Here is a 17,425-nt window from a genome sequence, read left to right as displayed (position 1 = left end):
GAGGCGCGACAAGGCGGAACGAGGCGAAAAGCGACGCCAAACGAGCACGAATGCCAGAGGGGGCCGACGGCATGCCCACCCGGCCGGCGCCGCCAACTGTTTGGCCGCGGGCAAGCTCCCCGCGCCTTGCTCGCGCCAAACAACGCGCCCGCGCGGCGCGCCACGTGATTCAAACTTGCGTGGCGCGCCGCCGATATGCAAATATGGTTGGCTCGCGCCGCGGCTATGCAAATATGCATGGCTCGCGCCGCGGCTATGCAGATATGCATAGTTGCCGGCCCCGCCACCGCGCGCTGAAAGTTGCTGGATGTAAAAAATGATCAATCACATTTTTTCGCAACGTGGAATGATGCGTTACAATGTCGCGTGCTATTCTGGCTTGCTTTCAAAGAATTGAACAATATGTAAAAGTCCTTCCCCACAACTTGATGTGCAATCCGCTAACCGGTCAGGCCGTGTCGCGGAAGGTTAGATTAACCCGCCAAACTCGCGAAACGCGAAGAAAGGTGAGCAATATGATGCAGCAATATAGTGCCAACTCCTACCTGTTCGGCGGCAATGCGCCGTATGTGGAAGAGTTGTACGAGATGTACCTCGACAATCCCGGCTCGGTGCCCGACAACTGGCGCGCGTACTTCGACGCCATGCAAAACGTGCCCGCCGTCGACGGCTCGAACAAGCCCGACGTCGCCCACAACACCGTCATCGCCTCCTTCGCCGAGCGCGCCAAGCAAGGCCCGATCCGCGTCGTGACCGCCTCGGCCGACGCCGAGATGGGCCGCAAGCGCGTCGCCGTGACCCAACTGATCGCCGCCTACCGCTACCTCGGTTCGCAGTGGGCCAACCTGGACCCGCTGCAGCGCCAAGAGCGCCCCGCGATCCCCGAACTCGAGCCGAGCTTCTACGGCTTCACGGATGCCGACATGGACATCCAGTTCAACATCAGCAACACCTACTTCGGCACCGAGACGGCGTCCCTGCGCGACCTGCTCAACCTGCTGCGCGACACCTATTGCCGCTCGATCGGCGCCGAGTTCATGTACATCGGCGACCCGGCCGAGAAGCGCTGGCTGCAGGAGAAGCTCGAGTCGATCCGCTCGACCCCGTCGTTTTCAAACGAGGAGAAGATCCACATCCTCGACCGCCTGACCGCCGCCGAGGGCCTCGAGCGCTACCTGCACACCAAGTACGTCGGCCAGAAGCGCTTCTCGCTCGAGGGCTCCGAGTCGTTCATCGCCTCGATCGACGAGACGATCCAGCGCGCTGGCGAGAACGGGGTGCAGGAGATCGTCATCGGGATGGCCCACCGCGGCCGCCTGAACGTGCTCGTCAACACGCTGGGCAAGTCGCCGCAGGACCTGTTCGAGGAGTTCGAGGGCAGGCACGGCGACGAGCTGCCCTCGGGCGACGTCAAGTACCACCAGGGCTTCTCGAGCGACATCTCGACCGCCGGCGGCCCGGTCCACCTCTCGCTCGCGTTCAACCCGTCGCACCTCGAGATCGTCAACCCGGTGGTCGAAGGCTCGGTCAAGGCGCGCATGGACCGCCGCGGCGACAAGGACGGCTCGCAGGTGCTGCCGATCCTGGTGCACGGCGACGCCGCCTTCGCCGGCCAGGGCGTGGTCATGGAGACGCTCAACCTCGCCCAGACCCGCGGCTACGGCACCGGCGGCACGGTGCACATCGTGATCAACAACCAGATCGGCTTCACCACGTCGGACCCGCGCGACTCGCGCTCGACCCTGTACTGCTCGGACGTGGTCAAGATGATCGAGGCGCCGGTGCTGCACATCAACGGCGACGACCCCGAGGCCGTGGTGCTGGCGACCCAGATCGCGCTCGACTACCGGGTCCAGTTCAAGAAGGACATCGTGCTCGACATCATCTGCTTCCGCAAACTCGGGCACAACGAGCAGGACACCCCGGCGCTGACCCAGCCCCTGATGTACAAGAAGATCGGCCAGCATCCGGGCACGCGCAAGCTGTACGCCGACAAGCTGGTCGCCCAGGGCACCATCCCCGCCGACGGCGGCGACAAGATGGTGGCCGCCTTCCGAGACGCCATGGACGCCGGCAAGCACACGGTCGACCCGGTCATCACCAACTTCAAGAACAAGTACGCGGTCGACTGGCTGCCGTTCCTGAACCGCAAGTGGACCGACTCGGCCGACACCGCCGTGCCGATGACCGAACTCAAGCGCCTGGCCACCCGCATCACGACCGTGCCCGAGGACTTCAAGGTCCACTCGCTGGTCGAAAAGGTGCTCGGCGACCGCGCCAGCATGGGCCGCGGCGAGACCAACCTCGACTGGGGCATGGGCGAGCACCTGGCCTACGCCTCGCTGGTCGCGTCCGGCTACGCGATCCGCCTGACCGGCCAGGACGCCGGCCGCGGCACCTTCGTGCACCGCCACGCGGTGCTGCACGACCAGAACCGCGAGCGCTGGGACGCGGGCAGCTACGTGCCGCTGCAGAACGTGTCCGACGGCCAGGCCCCGTTCACGGTGATCGACTCGGTCCTGTCCGAGGAGGCCGTGCTCGCGTTCGAATACGGCTACTCGAGCGCCGAGCCGAACACGCTGACGATCTGGGAGGCGCAGTTCGGCGACTTCGCCAACGGCGCGCAGGTCGTCATCGACCAGTTCATCAGCTCGGGCGAGGTCAAATGGGGCCGCGCCTGCGGCCTCGTGATGATGCTGCCGCACGGTTACGAGGGCCAGGGCCCGGAGCACAGCTCGGCGCGCCCCGAGCGCTTCCTGCAGCTGTGCGCTGACAACAACATGCAGGTGGTGCAGCCGACCACGGCCGCGCAGATCTTCCACCTGCTGCGGCGCCAGATGGTGCGCCAGTTCCGCAAGCCGCTCGTGATCCTCACGCCGAAGTCGCTGCTGCGCAACAAGGAGGCCGGATCGCCCCTGACCGAGCTGGCCAAGGGCGCCTTCCACACCGTCATCGGCGAGGTCGACGACAAGATCGACACCAAGAAGGTCAAGCGCGTGATCGCCTGCTCGGGCAAGGTCTACTACGACCTGGTCAACGCGCGCAAGACGCGCGGCCAGATGGACACCGCGATCATCCGCATCGAGCAGCTCTATCCGTTCCCGCACAAGTCGTTCGCGGCCGAACTGAAGCGCTATCCGAACGCGAACGAACTGGTGTGGGCGCAGGACGAGCCGCAGAACCAGGGGCCCTGGTTCCAGATCCAACACAACATCTTCGAGAGCCTCGAGGCGGGCCAGCGCCTGGCGTACGCCGGCCGTCCGGCCTCGGCCTCGCCGGCGGTCGGCTACTACGACAAGCACTACGCGCAGCAGAAGGAGTTGCTCGAGACCGCGTTCGCCAAGCTCAAGGGTTTCGTCCTCACCAAATAATGACCGGGCGCCCCGCACCCTTCGGGGCGCCGCAAAAACAATACACGGAGTTCTACATGGCACAAATCGAAGTCAAGGTCCCCCAGTTGTCCGAGTCGGTCGCCGAAGCGACGCTGCTGGTGTGGCATAAAAAGGTCGGCGAAACCGTCGGCCGCGATGAAAACCTGATCGACGTCGAAACCGACAAGGTCGTGCTCGAGCTGCCCGCGCCCGGCGCCGGCACCATCACCCAGATCATCAAGGGCGACGGCAGCACCGTCGTCGCCGGCGAGGTGATCGCCATCATCGACACCGAGGGCTCGGCCAAGGTCAGCCCGATGGAGGTGTCGAGCCTGCCGGTGCAGCCGGAGGCCCCGGCGGCCGCGGCGGCGGCGCCCGCCCCGGCCTCGAAGGCGGGCGTGGCGATGCCGGCCGCGGCCAAAATTTTGGCCGACAACGCTATGAGCGCGCTCGATGTCGCCGGCAGCGGCAAGGACGGGCGCGTGACCAAGGGCGACGTGCTCGGCGCGATCGCCGCCCCAGGCGCGGCCAAGCCGGCCGTCGCGGCCCCGGCCCCGGCCCCGGCCAAGGCGCCGCTGCAGCAGGTCGCGGCGCCAGGCGCGGCCGGCCTCGGCGAGCGCCCCGAGGAGCGCGTCCCGATGAGCCGCCTGCGCGCGCGCATCGCCGAGCGCCTCGTCATGTCGCAGTCGACCAACGCGATCCTGACCACCTTCAACGAGGTCAACATGCAGCCGGTGATCGACCTGCGCAACAAGTACAAGGACAAGTTCGAGAAGGAGCACGGCGTCAAGCTCGGCTTCATGTCGTTCTTCGTCAAGGCGGCCGTCGCCGCGCTCAAGAAGTACCCGGTCATCAACGCCTCGGTCGACGGCAACGACATCGTCTACCACGGCTACTTCGACATCGGCATCGCGGTCGGTTCGCCGCGCGGCCTGGTGGTGCCGATCCTGCGCAACGCCGACCAGATGTCGATCGCCGAGATCGAAAAGAGGATCGGCGAATTCGGCGCCAAGGCCAAGGAGGGCAAGCTCACGCTCGACGACCTGACCGGCGGCACCTTCTCGATCTCGAACGGCGGCATCTTCGGCTCCATGCTCTCGACCCCGATCATCAACCCGCCGCAGTCGGCGATCCTGGGCGTGCACGCGACCAAGGACCGCGCCGTGGTCGAGGACGGCGTGGTCGTGGTGCGCCCGATGAACTATCTGGCGATGTCGTACGACCACCGCATCATCGACGGGCGCGAAGCCGTGCTTGGCCTGGTGGCGATGAAGGAAACGCTCGAGGATCCGGCGCGCCTGCTGCTGGACCTGTAAGCGGACCGCGCGCCCTTGCGCGGGCGTGCCGAGCTGCCCTCTCGCCATGTGGCGGGAGCGGTTTTTCTCCTATGAGGTGAACAACATGAGTATCTCCGACGAAATCCAGCGTTTGCACGAACTGCGCCAGGCCGGCGCGCTGACCGATGCCGAATTCGAGCAGGCTAAGGCCAAGCTGCTGTCGTCCCAGGTGAGCCTGCAGAAGGGCGGCACGGGCGGCACCGGCGGCGCCGGCGGCGGCAACGATTTCGCCGCGCAACTGGGCGCCATGCGGCGCTCGCGCGGCGACCGCTGGCTGGCCGGCGTGTGCGGCGGCCTGGCCAAGAGCACCGGCGCCGACGCTTGGATTTGGCGCCTCGCCTTCGCGCTGCTGACGCTGGTGAGCCTCGGCCTCGGGGTGGTGGTCTACATCCTCATGTGGATTTTTGTTCCAGAAGAATAATCAAGGAATTTTGATAATGAGTAACGCAACGAGCAGCGCAACGAGCAGCGCAACGAGCAGCGCAACGAGCAATGCAAAACAATTCGACGTGGTCGTCATCGGCGCCGGTCCCGGCGGCTACATCGCCGCGATCCGCGCCGCGCAGCTGGGCTTTTCGGTCGCCTGCGTCGACGAGTGGGCCAACGCCCAGGGCGGCCCGGCGCCGGGCGGCACCTGCACCAACGTCGGCTGCATCCCGTCGAAGGCGCTGCTGCAGTCGTCCGAGCATTTCGAGCACGCCGGCCACGGCTTCGCCGAGCACGGCATCGACGTCGCGGGCCTGACACTGAACCTGGGCCAGATGCTCAAGCGCAAGGACGGCGTCGTCAAGCAGAACAACGACGGCATCCTGTACCTGTTCAAGAAAAACAAGATCGCCTTCTTCCACGGCCGCGGCGCCTTCGCCGGCGCCGCCGAGGGCGGCTACACCATCGGCGTGGCCGGCGCCAAGCCCGACACGCTTAAGGCCAAGCACGTGGTCATCGCGACCGGCTCGAACGCGCGCGAACTGGCGGGCGCGCCGTTCGACGAGAAACTGATCCTGTCGAACGCGGGCGCGCTCGCCATCGGCGCCGTGCCAAAGCGCCTCGGCGTGATCGGCGCCGGCGTGATCGGCCTCGAGATGGGCAGCGTCTGGCGCCGCCTCGGCGCCGAGGTGACGGTGCTCGAGGGCCTGCCGGTGTTCCTCGGCGCGGTCGACGAGCAGATCGCCAAGGAGGCGCACAAGCTGTTCGTCAAGCAGGGCCTGGCAATCAAGCTCGGCTGCAAGATCGGCGCCATCAAGGCCGGCGCGGCCGACGTCACGGTCGACTACGTCGACGCCGACGGCGCGGCCCAGCAGGCCGTGTTCGACAAGCTGATCATCTCGATCGGGCGGGTGCCCAACACCACCGGCCTGGGCGCGGACACGGTCGGGCTCAAGCTCGACGAGCGCGGCTTCGTCGCGGTCGACGACGACTGCAAGACCAGCCTGCCGAACGTGTGGGCGGTGGGCGACGTCGTGCGCGGGCCGATGCTCGCGCACAAGGCGGAGGAGGAGGGCGTGGCCGTGGCCGAGCGCATCGCCGGCCAGCACGGGCACACCAACTTCAACACCATCCCGTGGGTGATCTACACCTCGCCCGAGATCGCGTGGGTCGGCCAGACCGAGCAGCAGCTCAAGGCCGCCGGCGTGGCCTACAAGGCGGGCACCTTCCCGTTCCTGGCCAACGGCCGCGCGCGCGCGCTCGGCGACACCTCGGGCATGGTCAAGTTCCTGGCCGACGCCACGAGCGACGAGATCCTCGGCGTGCACATCGTCGGTCCGATGGCCTCGGAGCTGATCTCCGAGGCGGTCGTGGCGATGGAGTTCCGCGCCTCGAGCGAGGACATCGCCCGCATCTGCCACGCCCATCCCTCGCTGTCCGAGGCGACCAAGGAAGCCGCGCTCGCCGTCGACAAGCGCGCGCTGAACTTCTAAACCAGCACCAGCCGGACGGGCGGCATCCGCCCCCGTCCGGCCCTCCGATCGCTCCATGGACGTCCAACAGTTCTACCAGCACGCGCTCACCGAGCGCGGCTTCACCTCCGACCCGGCCCAGCAACGCGCGGTCGACCGGCTCCAGCTCGCCCACGGCCAGTGGGTCGGTTTCCGCGCCCAGCGCTCGTCCGTGTTCAAGCGCCTGGTCAACCGCCCCGAGGTGCCGCGCGGGGTCTACCTGTGGGGCGGGGTGGGGCGCGGCAAGTCGTTCCTGATGGACAGCTTCTACTCGGTGGTGCCGGTGGTGCGCAAGACGCGCCTGCACTTCCACGAATTCATGCGCGCGGTGCACCGCCAGCTCGACGAGCTCAAGGGCGTGGCCGACCCGCTCGACGAGGTCGCGCGCCGCATCGCCAAAAAATACCGGCTGATCTGCTTCGACGAGTTCCACGTCTCCGACATCGCCGACGCGATGATCCTGTACAACCTGCTCACGGCCCTGTTCGAGAACGGCGTCAGCTTCATCATGACCTCGAACTACGACCCCGACCTGCTGTATCCGGACGGCCTGCACCGCGACCGCATGCTGCCGACCATCGCGCTGCTCAAGGACAAGCTCGACGTGCTCAATGTCGACGCCGGGGTCGACTACCGCAAGCGCGCGCTCGAGCAGATCGAGAGCTACTACACGCCGCTGGGCGCTAGGGCCGACAGCGCGCTGCGCGCGGCCTACTCGAAAATCGCCGAGACCGCCGACGAGGACCCGCGCATCCGCATCGAGGAGCGCGAGATCCGCGCGCTGCGGCGCGCCGGCGGCATCATCTGGTTCGATTTCGCCACCCTGTGCGGCGGCCCGCGCTCGCAGAACGACTACCTCGAGATCGCCAGCCGCTTCCACACGGTGGTGCTGTCGGGCATTCCGGCGATGTCGGCCGGGATGTCGTCCGAGGCGCGCCGCTTCACCTGGCTGATCGACGTGTTCTACGACCACAAGGTCAAGCTGCTCATGTCGGCCGAGGTCGCGCCCGAGGAGCTCTACACGCAGGGCATGCTGGCAAACGAGTTCCACCGCACCGTCTCGCGTATCATTGAGATGCAGTCGCGCGAATACATGGAGGCGCAGCGCCGCGGCGCGGCCGAAGCGATCGCCTGACGCCCAACAAGGACACTAAAAATGGCTTTCCGCCTCGCTTCCCGCTTCGCTTCCCGTTTCGCTTCCGGTTTCACTTCCGGTTTCACTTCCCGTTTCGCCTCCGGTTTCGCCTCTGGGTTTTCTTCCCGTTTCGCGTCGCGGTTTTCAAGCGCGCCGCGCGCCTGCGCGCTGGCGCTGGCCGGCGCCGCGCTGTCGGGCTGCGTCGGCATGATGCTGCCGCCGCCCGGCGCCGACACCCCGCCGCCGGGCCCGGTGCTCGGCTCGACCCTCGAGGCCGACCGCGCGCTGGCCGAGGCGGCCAGGCTGCGCGCCGCCGCCGAGGCCGACTACGCCGACAGCGAGCGCTTCTGCTACACCAAGTTCTTCGTCAACAATTGCCTCGACGCGGCGCGCGAGCGGCGCCGCGCGACGCTGGCCGTGGTGCGCGTGGTCGAGGTCGACGCCGGCCGCTACAAGCGCGCCAAGGCGGTCGAGGAGCGCGACCTCGCGATGGCCGAGGCGGCCAGGGAGCACGCCGCCAACGAGGCCAGGCGGGCCGTCGAATGGGCCGACAGGGAACCGGCCGCCAAGCCCGTGGCCGAGGCGGCGCGGCCGGCGCGCGCCCCGGACCGGGCGCGGCGCGAGGCCGAGCACGCGGCCAAGCTGGCACGCATCGCCGAGCGCGAGCGGGCCGAGGCGCCGCTGCGGGCCGCGCGTGCCGCCAGGTTCGAGGAAAAACGCGCCGAATCGGCGCGCCGCCAGCGCGCGGTCGCCGCCAAGCAGGCCGCCAAGCGGGCCGAAAAGCAGGCCGAAAAGGCCGAAAAGGACGCCAGCGAGGGCCGCTTCGCGCCGGCCGACCCGGCGCCGCCCGCCAAGCGTCCCTGAGGCGCCCGCGCCGGGGAGCCTGCCTGGCTTAAAAACGGTGAAATATGGACCGTCCGGCGCTTTTCGCGGCCGGCGATACGAAGCCCTGCAGGCTGCTAGGGCCTGGCCGCCGGCCTGGTGCCGAGCCCTGCCGGCGCGGGCGGGCGCACCAGCTTGACGATCGCCATGGTGCAGTTGTCGCCCTTGCCCTGGGCCCGCTCCGCGGCCTTGTTGATGAGCAGTTCGGACGCCTGGCGCGGCGTGTTCTTGGCCGTCACGGCGCCCAGCTCGGCGTCGGTGAAGAGCGACCACAGGCCGTCCGAGCACAGCAGGAAGGTGTCGCCCGCGGCCAGTTCGCCGTGCACCCCGACGGTGGCGAAGGGCTTGCGCTCGGCGTTGCCGAGGGCGTTGACGAGCGTCTTGGCGCGGCGGTGGTTCTTGGCCGCCTCGAGCGGCATTTTCTCGGCCTCGACCAGGTGGTTGACATAGGCCTCGTCGCTGGTGCGCGCCTTGCACTGGCCGCCGGCGAAGCGGTACAGGCGCGAATCGCCCGTGTGCGCCCAGACCGCCTCGCCGAACGGCGAGATGACCAGCGCCACGAACGAGCTCTGGGCCTCTGTCTTGGTGGTGAAGGTGTTCATGCGGATGATCGAATGGGTCTCCTGCACCATGTCGCGCAGCAGCTGCGAGAGGCGCTCGGTGCTGGCGCGGTCGCCCGGCTTGAACTCGTCGAACATCTGCTTGGCGCTTTGCAGCACCTGCTCGGAGGCGCTGGCGCCGCCGGTCATGCCGTCGGCCAGCACGGCGAGCACGTAGCCGGGCGCGCGCGCGCCCGTGAACAGGGCGGTCCGGTCGGTCTGCTGGGCCCGGTTTCCGATGTGCTGGGCGGTGCCCGCCTCAATTTTGTATTCGTTCATTTTCACCCAAATATGATTCCGATCGCCAGTCGGGAAACGCCCGGCTTCGGCCAACACTGTATCAATATATTGGCGGCAACGTCGCCGTAGATTAAACTATGCACCTGGAAACACCATTGTCGCAAGCCCGACGCGGTTTTACAGTCGGATACGAATGCTGAGATTGTATGCGCATACCGTTCCCGCGCTCAATTGTTTATATAATAAAATATTGGAAAAATTGAAATATGACCGATGTTCAAGGAATCCAGCGCCGCCTTATCGAACTCGATGTGGAACATCGCGACCTGGACGCGGTCATAGATTTGCTGATCCTCGACGGCCACCACGACCAGCTGCAATTGCGCCGCCTCAAAAAGCGCAAGCTGCAGCTGAAAGACCATATCACCCTGCTGAAAATGCAATTGGTGCCGGATGTGCCGGCCTGATGCCTTCGCCCCACCGATCGACACCTTGACCCATCCCATTCCGGCGGCCGGCCACAGCGCCGGCGCCACCGCCGACCCGCCCGCCGGGCCGCCCGCCGCGGCCGGCCCGCACGACGCCGAGATCGACCGCCTGTTCAGCGCCGGCGGCCCGCTCGCGCCCGCCGTCGGCAGTTTCTCCCCGCGCCGCTCCCAGACCGAGATGGCCAAGTCGATCGCCAACGCCATCGCCGGCCAGAAGACCCTGATCGCCGAGGCCGGCACGGGCACGGGCAAGACCTTCGCCTACCTGGTGCCGGCGCTGTTGTGGGGCGGCAAGACCATCATCTCGACGGGCACCAAGAACCTCCAGGACCAGTTGTTTCTGCGCGACATTCCGACCGTCAGGGCGGCGCTGCGCGCGCCGGTCTCGGTGGCGCTGCTCAAGGGGCGCTCGAACTACGTGTGCCACTACCACCTCGAGCGCACCTTGCAAAACGGGCGCATGACCTCGCGCGACGACGTCGGCAACCTGCGCGAGATCTCGCGCTTCATCAAGATGACCACTTCGGGCGACAAGGCCGAGCTGGCCAGGGTGCCCGAGAACGCGCTGATCTGGAACCTGGTCACCTCGACCCGCGACACCTGCATGGGCTCGGAGTGCCAGTACTACCAGGATTGCTTCGTCATGAAGGCGCGCCGCGAGGCCCAGCAGGCCGACGTGGTCGTGGTCAACCACCACCTGTTCTTCGCCGACGTCGCGCTCAAGGACACGGGCGTGGCCGAATTGTTGCCCTCGGCAAACACCATCATCTTCGACGAGGCCCACCAGCTGCCCGACACCGCCACCCTGTTCTTCGGCCAGACGGTGTCGACCTCGCAGGTGCTCGAGCTGTGCCGCGACGTGCTCGCCGAGGGCCTGGCGCACGCGCGCGGCGGCACCGACTGGGCCAAGGCCGTGACCGTCGTCGAGAAGGCGGCGCGCGACCTGCGCCTCGCGTTCGGCCAGGACACCATGCGCCTGGCGCTGGCGCAGGTGCCGCCGTCGTCCGATTTCTTCCCGGCGCTCGAGGCGCTCAAGGAGCAGCTCAAAGGCCTGGTCGACACGCTCGAGGAGAACGCGGCGCGCGCCGAGACGATCGAGCAATGCCGGGTCCGCGCGGTCGAGCTGGCCGCCGCGCTGGCGGCCTGGAAGCCCGACCCCAAGGGCAAGGTCGTCGAGGGCGACCAGGCCGTGTTGTGGGTCGAGGCGTTCTCGTCGTCGCTGCAGCTGCACAAGACGCCACTGTCGATCGCGCCGATCTTCACCAACCAGCGCGAGGGCACGCCGCGCAGCTGGATCTTCACCTCGGCCACGCTGGCCGTCAAGAACGACTTCAAGCATTTCTCGAACCAGATGGGGCTCGCTGGCGAGGACGCCCGCAGCTGGCCGAGCCCGTTCGACTATGAACAGCAGGGCCTTCTGTACGTGCCGTCCGGGCTGCCCGAGCCGAATTCGTTCGGCTACACCGACGCCGTGGTCGACTGCGCGCTGCCGGTGATCGAGGCGGCCGGCGGGCGCACCTTCTTCCTGTGCACCACGATCCGGGCGGTCAACAAGGTGGCCGAGCGCCTGCGCGCCGAGTTCGCCGGGCGCGGCCTCGACTACCCTTTGTTCGTGCAGGGCGAGCGCGGGCGCACCGAGCTGCTCGACGCCTTCCGCCAGGCCGGCAACGCGGTGCTGGTGGGCAGCCAGAGCTTCTGGGAGGGCGTCGACGTGCGCGGCGACGCGCTCTCGCTGGTGATCATCGACAAGCTGCCGTTCTCGCCGCCCGACGACCCGGTGCTCGCGGCCCGCATCGAGGTCATGGAGAGGCAGGGCATGAACGGCTTCATGCACCACCAGCTGCCCGAGGCGATCATCAACCTCAAGCAGGGCGCCGGGCGCCTGATCCGCGACGAGACCGACCGCGGCGTGCTCATGATCTGCGACCCGCGCCTGATCTCCAAGCCGTACGGCAAGCGCATCTGGCAAAGCCTGCCGCCGTTCAAGCGCACCCGCCTCGAGGACGATGTGCTCGCGTTCTTCCGGCCGCCGGCGGCGCAACCTGGGCCGGGGGAATCGCCGGGGGGATCGCCGGGGGAATCGCCGGGGGGATCGCCGGGGGAATCGCCGGGGGAATAGGGCGACGGGCGCGCGCCCGCGTTTTTCCTACGGAACGATCACGACCTTGCCGGTGACCTTGCGCGCGGCCATGTCGGCCAGCGCGCCGGCGGCCTGCTCGAGGCTGTAGCGCCCCGAGATGCGCGGCCGGATCCTGCCCTCGGCCAGCCAGCCGAGCAGCTCGAGCATGGCGGCCAGGTTGGCCTGTGGTTCGCGCCTGGCGAACTCGCCCCAGAACACCCCCATCAGCGAGGCGCCCTTGAGCAGCGCCAGGTTCAGCGGCAGCTTCGGGATCTCGCCGTTGGCGAAGCCGACCACGAGGTAGCGCCCGCGCCAGCCGATCGCGCGGAACGCGGCCTCGGTGTAGGCGCCGCCGACCGGGTCGTAGACCACGTCCGGGCCCCGGCCGCCGGTGGCCTCCTTGACCGCCGCGCGCAGGTCGGTGTCGCTGTAGTTGATCAGCACGTCGGCCCCGTGCTCCTTGCACACCGCCAATTTCTCCCCGCTCGAGGCGGCCGCGATCACGCGCGCGCCGAGCGCCTTGCCGATCTCGATGGCGGCCAGCCCGACGCCGCCGGCCGCGCCCAGCACCAGCATGGTCTCGCCGGCCTTGAGCGCGGCGCGGTCGACCACCGCGTGGTGCGAGGTGCCGTAGGTCAAGGTGAGCGCCGCGGCGGTGTCGAAGTCCATGCCCGGCGGCATCGGCAGCAGCGCCTGCACGGGCGCCAGCGCCTGCTGCGCGAAGGCGCCGTGGGCGACGAAGGCGATCACCCGGTCGCCCACCTTGAATCCGGCCACATCCGGGCCGAGCGCGTCGATCACGCCGGCCAGTTCGCTGCCCGGGGTGAACGGCAGCCCGGGCCGGACCTGGTACTTGCCCTGGATGATGAGCACGTCGGGGAAGTTGACCCCGGCGGCCCGGACTGCGATGCGGACCTGGCCCGGGCCCGGCGCCGGTTCCGGCAGGTCCTCCACCACCAAGCTGTCGGGCGGCCCCCACGCTTTGCACACTACGGCTTTCATCGGCGTCTCCATGTCGGTTGTTGTCGGTCGGCCATACAAAAACGCACGGCCGTTTTATTTTTTATTATGCCTGAAACGGGCGCCCCGCGCTCCCCATCATGAGCCCGCAAGGGCGTTTGTGCGATCGCAATGTGATGGAGGTCGAGCTTGTTAAAGTCGGACTGGTCTTGCGTATGCCGGTTGTTGTTTTGGAAATGGGAGGTTGCCTTATGTCTATCCGCCACGGCTGTTTTTTCAGCTACGTGCATGGCCGTCATGCGCTCATGAATAAATTCAAGGATGAGCTGGCGGAGGCGATCCGCTGCTATCTCGAGCCGCACCTCGACGACGAGGACGAGTTGTTCATCGACACCGAAAAGCTCGGCGGCGGCGACGACCTCGACCGCAAGATCGCGCGCGCCATGTGCGAGAGCGTGAGCATGATCATGATCTACACGCCCAAGTACGAGATGCACCCCTACACCCGGCGCGAATTCGCCGCGATGCAGGCGATCGAGGCCGAGCGCAGCACCTGGTACCAGATGCCGAGCCGGCTGATCATCCCGGTCGTGATGACGCGCCACGTGCACGAACTGCCGCCCCAGATCACCGAGGCCGGCCTGTACGTCGATTTCTCGCGCTACACGATGGCCACGCCCGACCTCAAGTCGAACCCCGATTTCCTGCCCGACATCGAAAAGATCGTCAAGCGCATCGCGGTCCAGTACCAGTACCAGAAAATGTACACGCCAGCCGCCCACGACTGCAACCAATTCACGATGCCGGAGGTCCCACCCATATGGCGCGACATGCCGGATCTATCCTTTCCAAAAAAATAATGAGGAGCACCATGGAACTTGCCCGTATTACGCTGCCGCCGATAACCGCTCCCGGCGCGGTGACCACCTTTTACTCCTTCGAGAGCGGAACGGCGCGCAGTGTCGCGTTGTCGAGCATGGCGCAGCTGCTGGCCGGGCGCGACAACGCGACCGTGCCGGTGCTCATGATCGACTGGGACACCGAATCGCCGGGATTGCACCACCACTTCGGCGATGCCGGCGAACCACAGGACGGGCGCGGGGGCGTGCTCGAGTTTTTCGAGGCATGCCGGGCCCAGCTCGCGCTGCTCGGGCGCGGCGCCGCCGGCGCCGACGACAGCGCGCTCGCGCGCGAGGTGCTCGAGGCGGTCGACTGGCAGCACTACGTCGAACGGGTCGACCAGAGCCGCCCGCTCTATCTCATGCGCGCCGGCCGCTTCGACGGCAGCTACGGCGAGCGGGCCGACCAGATGGACTGGGACGGCCTGTTCAAGGCCTGCCCGGCGCTGTTCCGCTGCTTCGGCGAGCACCTCGCGGCCCAGTTCGCCCACGTGCTGGTCGACGCGCGCAGCGGCCGCTCGGCCGCCGTGAGCGTGTGCACCACCTTGCTGCCCGGCAGGCTCGTGGCCCTGTTCACGCCGAACCAGCGCAGCCTCGAGGGCATCACGGGCGTGGTCACGCGCGCGATCGACTACCGCTGCAGCCACGAGGACGAGCAGCGCCCGCTGCTGGTCTATCCGCTGCCGTGCGCGGTCGACGGCGCCGCCGGCGCGCGCCGCGAGCAATGGCGCCGCGGCAGCCCGGTGCGCGGCGCGCCGGGCTACCAGCCCGTGCTCGAGAAACTGCTGCGCGGCGCCTACGGCATGTCGCGCGTGTGCCTCGACAGCTATTTCGACGAGATCCAGCTGCAGCAGTGCGACGCCATCGGCGGCGCCGCCGCGCCGCACGAGGGCGGCGCCGACCGCTTCTCGCTCACGCGCACCTTCGAGACCCTGCTCGAGTGGTTCCTGCCGGGGCGCCTGCCGTGGCAGTCGCGCGCCGAGGTCGCGCTGCAGGGCGCGATCGAGGCCGCGCGCCCGCTCGCGCGCGACGGCGCCGCCGCGGTGCCGTCGGCGCTGCTGGCGCGCGAGCTGAACCGGCTCGGCGAGCTCTACGCCGCCGAGGGCCGCCAGCGCCAGGCCCTCGACTGCTTCGAGGAGAGCGTGGCGCTGCGCGCGCGCGCGCTCGGCGCCGACCATGCCGACACCCGCGCCAGCCGCGCCAACCTGGCCGCCCAGCTGCGCCAGGGCGGGCAGCTGCCCGAGGCCAAATTCCTCTACCAGTCGCTGCGCGAGAGCGCCACCGCCCTGCTCGGGGCCGACCACCCCGAGGCGCTGGCCGCGCGCGCCGGGCTCGCCAACACGCTGGCGCTGCTCGGCGAGTTCGCGCCCGCGCTGGCGCTGCACGAGGAGCTCGCGCACAGCTGCGAGCGGCTGTACGGCTCGGCCAGCGCGCGCACGCTCGACGCCCTGGCCGGGCTGGCCGAGACGCTGTCGCGCCACGACGAGCTGAGCCGGGCGCGCATGGTCTACGAGCGCGTGCTCGAGGGGCGCCAGCGCCTGCTCGGCACCGAGCACGAGGACACCCTGCGCTGCACCGAGCAGCTCGCGCGCCTGCTGAGCGAACTGGGCGACCTGCGCAACGCGCGCAAGCTGCAGGAGGCGGTGGTCGGCGCGCGCGAGCGCCACTGCGGCCCCGAGCACCGCGCCACGCTCGCCGCGCGCGAGGCGCTCGCCGAGATCTGGGCCGCCCAGGGCGACCTCGCGGCCGTGCGCACGGTGCAGGAGGCGCTCGCGCGCGCGCGCGAATGCCGGCTCGGCTCCGACCACCCGGACACCCTCTCGACCCAGTTGCGGCTGGCCTCGACGCTGGGCCGGCAGGGCGAGCTCGAGGCGGCGCGCCGGCTCCAGGAGCACGTGGTCCACCTGCACGAGCGCATCCACGGGGTCGACGACCTCGAGACGCTGCGCAGCAAGAAGCTGCTCGCGGCGACGCTGACGCTGCAGGGCCACGGCGCGGCCGCGCGCACCCTCGAGGAGACCGTGCTGCAGGGGCTGCGGGGCATGGCCTCGGGCCCGCACCAGTCGCACATGGGCGCGCTCGACCTGCGCGAGGCGATCCTCGAGGCGCGCGAGCTGGGCAACAACCCCGAAACGCTCGACCAGAAGCTCGCGCAACTGCAAAAACTGATCGACAGCAGCAGTCCGCGCGAGGCGCGCGAGCTCGCCGACACCTTGCGCAAGTCGGTGCTGCGCCCGGGCGTCGACAGCCCGGTGCGCAGGCGCGGGGTGGCCCTGATCCGCCACGTCTACCAGCAGGAGGGGGACAAGGACGCGCTGCTCGCGTTCGCCCAGGCCGAGGTCAGCGCGCTCGAGGGGGCGCTGGTCGAGGCGCGCGTAGCCAACCAGTAGTCACGGGCCCGGCGCGGCCGCGCGGGGCGCTGTCGCCGAAAGCGCGGCCGCGCGTGGCCAACAGGCAGTCCCGGCGGGGCGGCCCGGGCACCCGAAGCGGGCTGGCCCATGGCGCGGCGCGCGGACGCGCCCGCGCGAGCCGGCGTTGCGCAAAGTGTGGCCGCACAATTTTCTTGGGGCCCGGCACGCGATGGAACCGTTGCTTCAGGTAAAATCGCTGCATGAGAATCCTAATCAGCAACGACGACGGCTACCTCGCCCCGGGCATCGCGGCGCTGGCCGAGGCGCTCGCTTCGATCGCCGAGGTGGTCGTGGTCGCGCCCGACAGCAATCGCTCGGGCGCCTCCAACTCGCTCTCGCTGGACCGTCCGCTGACGGTGCAGCAGGCCAAGAACGGTTTTTATTTCGTCAACGGCACCCCGACCGACTGCGTGCACGTGGCGCTCACGGGCCTGCTCGACTACCGGCCCGACCTCGTGGTCTCCGGGATCAACAACGGCCAGAACATGGGCGACGACACCCTGTATTCGGGCACCGTCGCGGCCGCCACCGAGGCCTATCTGTTCGGCATCCCCGCGATCGCGTTCTCCCAGGTCCAGTCCGGCTGGGAGCACATCGACGACGCCGCCCGCTGCGCGCGCGACATCGTGCAGCGCCGCTTCGACGAGCTCGACGCGCCGTACCTGCTCAACGTCAACATCCCGAACCTGCCCTACGCGCGGCTCGGGGCGCTCACCGCGACCCGGCTCGGGCGCCGCCACCAGGCCGAGCCCGTGATCCGCGCGCGCGATCCGCGCGGGCGCGAGATCTTCTGGATCGGCCCGCCGGGCGCGACCCGCGACGCCGGCGAGGGCACCGACTTCTACGCCACCGCGCTCGGCCAGGTCTCGGTCACGCCGCTGCAGGTCGACCTGACCCACAAGCGCCAGCTCGCGCTGCTGGCGGCGGCCGCGGGGCCGGCGTGAGCGACAAGAAGAGCAATTTCCCGCTGCCGCTGTCGTCGGTGACGGGGGCCGGCGCGCGCGCCAGGCCGGCCCTCCCGGCGCCGCCGGCGCGCGGCGCGCCGGC

Annotated in this window: 13 protein-coding genes; 11 read left to right on the top strand and 2 right to left on the bottom strand. The window is 68.8% G+C overall.

All coding sequences use genetic code 11. The features are described 5' to 3' along the window. The first annotated feature begins 515 nt into the window (after nucleotides 1-515). The 6 genes from C7C56_RS02570 to C7C56_RS02545 all read left to right on the top strand — a co-directional run bounded on the left by C7C56_RS02570 (nucleotide 516) and on the right by C7C56_RS02545 (nucleotide 8,644). Nucleotides 516-3,371, top strand: coding sequence for a 2-oxoglutarate dehydrogenase E1 component (locus C7C56_RS02570; protein ID WP_106755941.1), 2,856 nt, complete (start codon nucleotides 516-518; stop codon nucleotides 3,369-3,371). Nucleotides 3,372-3,427: 56 nt separating this feature from the next. Then, nucleotides 3,428-4,687, top strand: coding sequence for a 2-oxoglutarate dehydrogenase complex dihydrolipoyllysine-residue succinyltransferase (odhB, locus tag C7C56_RS02565; protein WP_106755940.1), 1,260 nt, complete (start codon nucleotides 3,428-3,430; stop codon nucleotides 4,685-4,687). Nucleotides 4,688-4,772: 85 nt separating this feature from the next. Beyond that, nucleotides 4,773-5,129, top strand: a complete 357-nt coding sequence (locus C7C56_RS02560; RefSeq protein ID WP_106755938.1) for a PspC domain-containing protein — start codon at nucleotides 4,773-4,775, stop codon at nucleotides 5,127-5,129. Between the two features lie 16 nt (nucleotides 5,130-5,145). Then, entirely contained in the window at nucleotides 5,146-6,627 is a 1,482-nt protein-coding gene (gene lpdA / locus C7C56_RS02555) for a dihydrolipoyl dehydrogenase (RefSeq protein WP_106755937.1), read from the top strand. Nucleotides 6,628-6,682: 55 nt separating this feature from the next. After that, complete coding sequence (gene zapE, locus C7C56_RS02550; RefSeq protein ID WP_106755936.1) at nucleotides 6,683-7,780, top strand: cell division protein ZapE; 1,098 nt, start codon at nucleotides 6,683-6,685, stop codon at nucleotides 7,778-7,780. A 21-nt stretch (nucleotides 7,781-7,801) separates the two neighbouring features. Then, nucleotides 7,802-8,644 (top strand): hypothetical protein, encoded by an 843-nt coding sequence (locus C7C56_RS02545; protein WP_181372990.1) that lies wholly within the window; start codon nucleotides 7,802-7,804, stop codon nucleotides 8,642-8,644. A gap of 95 nt (nucleotides 8,645-8,739) precedes the next feature. Here the strand turns inward: C7C56_RS02545 and C7C56_RS02540 are convergent, their stop codons facing one another. Beyond that, nucleotides 8,740-9,540 (bottom strand): PP2C family protein-serine/threonine phosphatase, encoded by an 801-nt coding sequence (locus C7C56_RS02540; protein WP_106755934.1) that lies wholly within the window; start codon nucleotides 9,538-9,540, stop codon nucleotides 8,740-8,742. Between the two features lie 227 nt (nucleotides 9,541-9,767). Here C7C56_RS02540 and C7C56_RS02535 point away from each other — a divergent pair, with 227 nt between their 5' ends. After that, complete coding sequence (locus C7C56_RS02535; protein WP_106755933.1) at nucleotides 9,768-9,968, top strand: YdcH family protein; 201 nt, start codon at nucleotides 9,768-9,770, stop codon at nucleotides 9,966-9,968. After that, nucleotides 9,955-12,108, top strand: coding sequence for a DNA repair helicase YoaA (yoaA, locus tag C7C56_RS02530; protein WP_106755932.1), 2,154 nt, complete (start codon nucleotides 9,955-9,957; stop codon nucleotides 12,106-12,108). Before C7C56_RS02535 ends, yoaA begins: the two co-directional genes overlap by 14 nt. Nucleotides 12,109-12,135: 27 nt before the next feature. Here yoaA and C7C56_RS02525 read toward each other — a convergent pair whose 3' ends face one another. Next, a complete protein-coding gene (locus C7C56_RS02525) occupies nucleotides 12,136-13,110 on the bottom strand; it encodes an NADPH:quinone oxidoreductase family protein (protein WP_106755939.1) in 975 nt (324 codons plus the stop codon). A gap of 209 nt (nucleotides 13,111-13,319) precedes the next feature. Between C7C56_RS02525 and C7C56_RS02520 the strand changes: the two genes are divergently transcribed. The 3 genes from C7C56_RS02520 to surE all read left to right on the top strand — a co-directional run bounded on the left by C7C56_RS02520 (nucleotide 13,320) and on the right by surE (nucleotide 17,322). Next, complete coding sequence (locus tag C7C56_RS02520; RefSeq protein ID WP_106755931.1) at nucleotides 13,320-13,928, top strand: toll/interleukin-1 receptor domain-containing protein; 609 nt, start codon at nucleotides 13,320-13,322, stop codon at nucleotides 13,926-13,928. An 11-nt stretch (nucleotides 13,929-13,939) separates the two neighbouring features. Continuing rightward, nucleotides 13,940-16,357 carry a tetratricopeptide repeat protein gene (locus tag C7C56_RS02515; protein ID WP_106755930.1) on the top strand — a complete coding sequence of 806 codons (2,418 nt, stop codon included), beginning with the start codon at nucleotides 13,940-13,942 and terminating at the stop codon, nucleotides 16,355-16,357. A gap of 221 nt (nucleotides 16,358-16,578) precedes the next feature. Continuing rightward, on the top strand, nucleotides 16,579-17,322 hold the full coding sequence (gene surE / locus C7C56_RS02510) for a 5'/3'-nucleotidase SurE (RefSeq protein ID WP_106755929.1): 744 nt from the start codon (nucleotides 16,579-16,581) through the stop codon (nucleotides 17,320-17,322). Nucleotides 17,323-17,425: the final 103 nt, after the last annotated feature.

The sequence above is a fragment of the Massilia glaciei genome (assembly GCF_003011895.2).
Classification (GTDB): domain Bacteria; phylum Pseudomonadota; class Gammaproteobacteria; order Burkholderiales; family Burkholderiaceae_D; genus Telluria_A; species Telluria_A glaciei.
The sequence above is the reverse complement of the archived record's forward strand: the minus strand, read 5'-3'. Positions and strand labels throughout refer to the sequence as shown.

What these genes read in the sequence shown, in the direction of transcription:
- yoaA (WP_106755932.1), top strand. Translation starts at nt 9,955, where the DNA reads ATGTGCCGGCCTGATGCCTTCGCCCCACCGATCGACACCTTGACCCAT.
- C7C56_RS02545 (WP_181372990.1), top strand. Translation starts at nt 7,802, where the DNA reads ATGGCTTTCCGCCTCGCTTCCCGCTTCGCTTCCCGTTTCGCTTCCGGT.
- C7C56_RS02570 (WP_106755941.1), top strand. Translation starts at nt 516, where the DNA reads ATGATGCAGCAATATAGTGCCAACTCCTACCTGTTCGGCGGCAATGCG.
- C7C56_RS02525 (WP_106755939.1), bottom strand. Translation starts at nt 13,110, where the DNA reads ATGAAAGCCGTAGTGTGCAAAGCGTGGGGGCCGCCCGACAGCTTGGTG.
- surE (WP_106755929.1), top strand. Translation starts at nt 16,579, where the DNA reads ATGAGAATCCTAATCAGCAACGACGACGGCTACCTCGCCCCGGGCATC.
- C7C56_RS02535 (WP_106755933.1), top strand. Translation starts at nt 9,768, where the DNA reads ATGACCGATGTTCAAGGAATCCAGCGCCGCCTTATCGAACTCGATGTG.
- zapE (WP_106755936.1), top strand. Translation starts at nt 6,683, where the DNA reads ATGGACGTCCAACAGTTCTACCAGCACGCGCTCACCGAGCGCGGCTTC.
- C7C56_RS02540 (WP_106755934.1), bottom strand. Translation starts at nt 9,540, where the DNA reads ATGAACGAATACAAAATTGAGGCGGGCACCGCCCAGCACATCGGAAAC.
- lpdA (WP_106755937.1), top strand. Translation starts at nt 5,146, where the DNA reads ATGAGTAACGCAACGAGCAGCGCAACGAGCAGCGCAACGAGCAGCGCA.
- C7C56_RS02520 (WP_106755931.1), top strand. Translation starts at nt 13,320, where the DNA reads ATGTCTATCCGCCACGGCTGTTTTTTCAGCTACGTGCATGGCCGTCAT.
- C7C56_RS02515 (WP_106755930.1), top strand. Translation starts at nt 13,940, where the DNA reads ATGGAACTTGCCCGTATTACGCTGCCGCCGATAACCGCTCCCGGCGCG.
- C7C56_RS02560 (WP_106755938.1), top strand. Translation starts at nt 4,773, where the DNA reads ATGAGTATCTCCGACGAAATCCAGCGTTTGCACGAACTGCGCCAGGCC.
- odhB (WP_106755940.1), top strand. Translation starts at nt 3,428, where the DNA reads ATGGCACAAATCGAAGTCAAGGTCCCCCAGTTGTCCGAGTCGGTCGCC.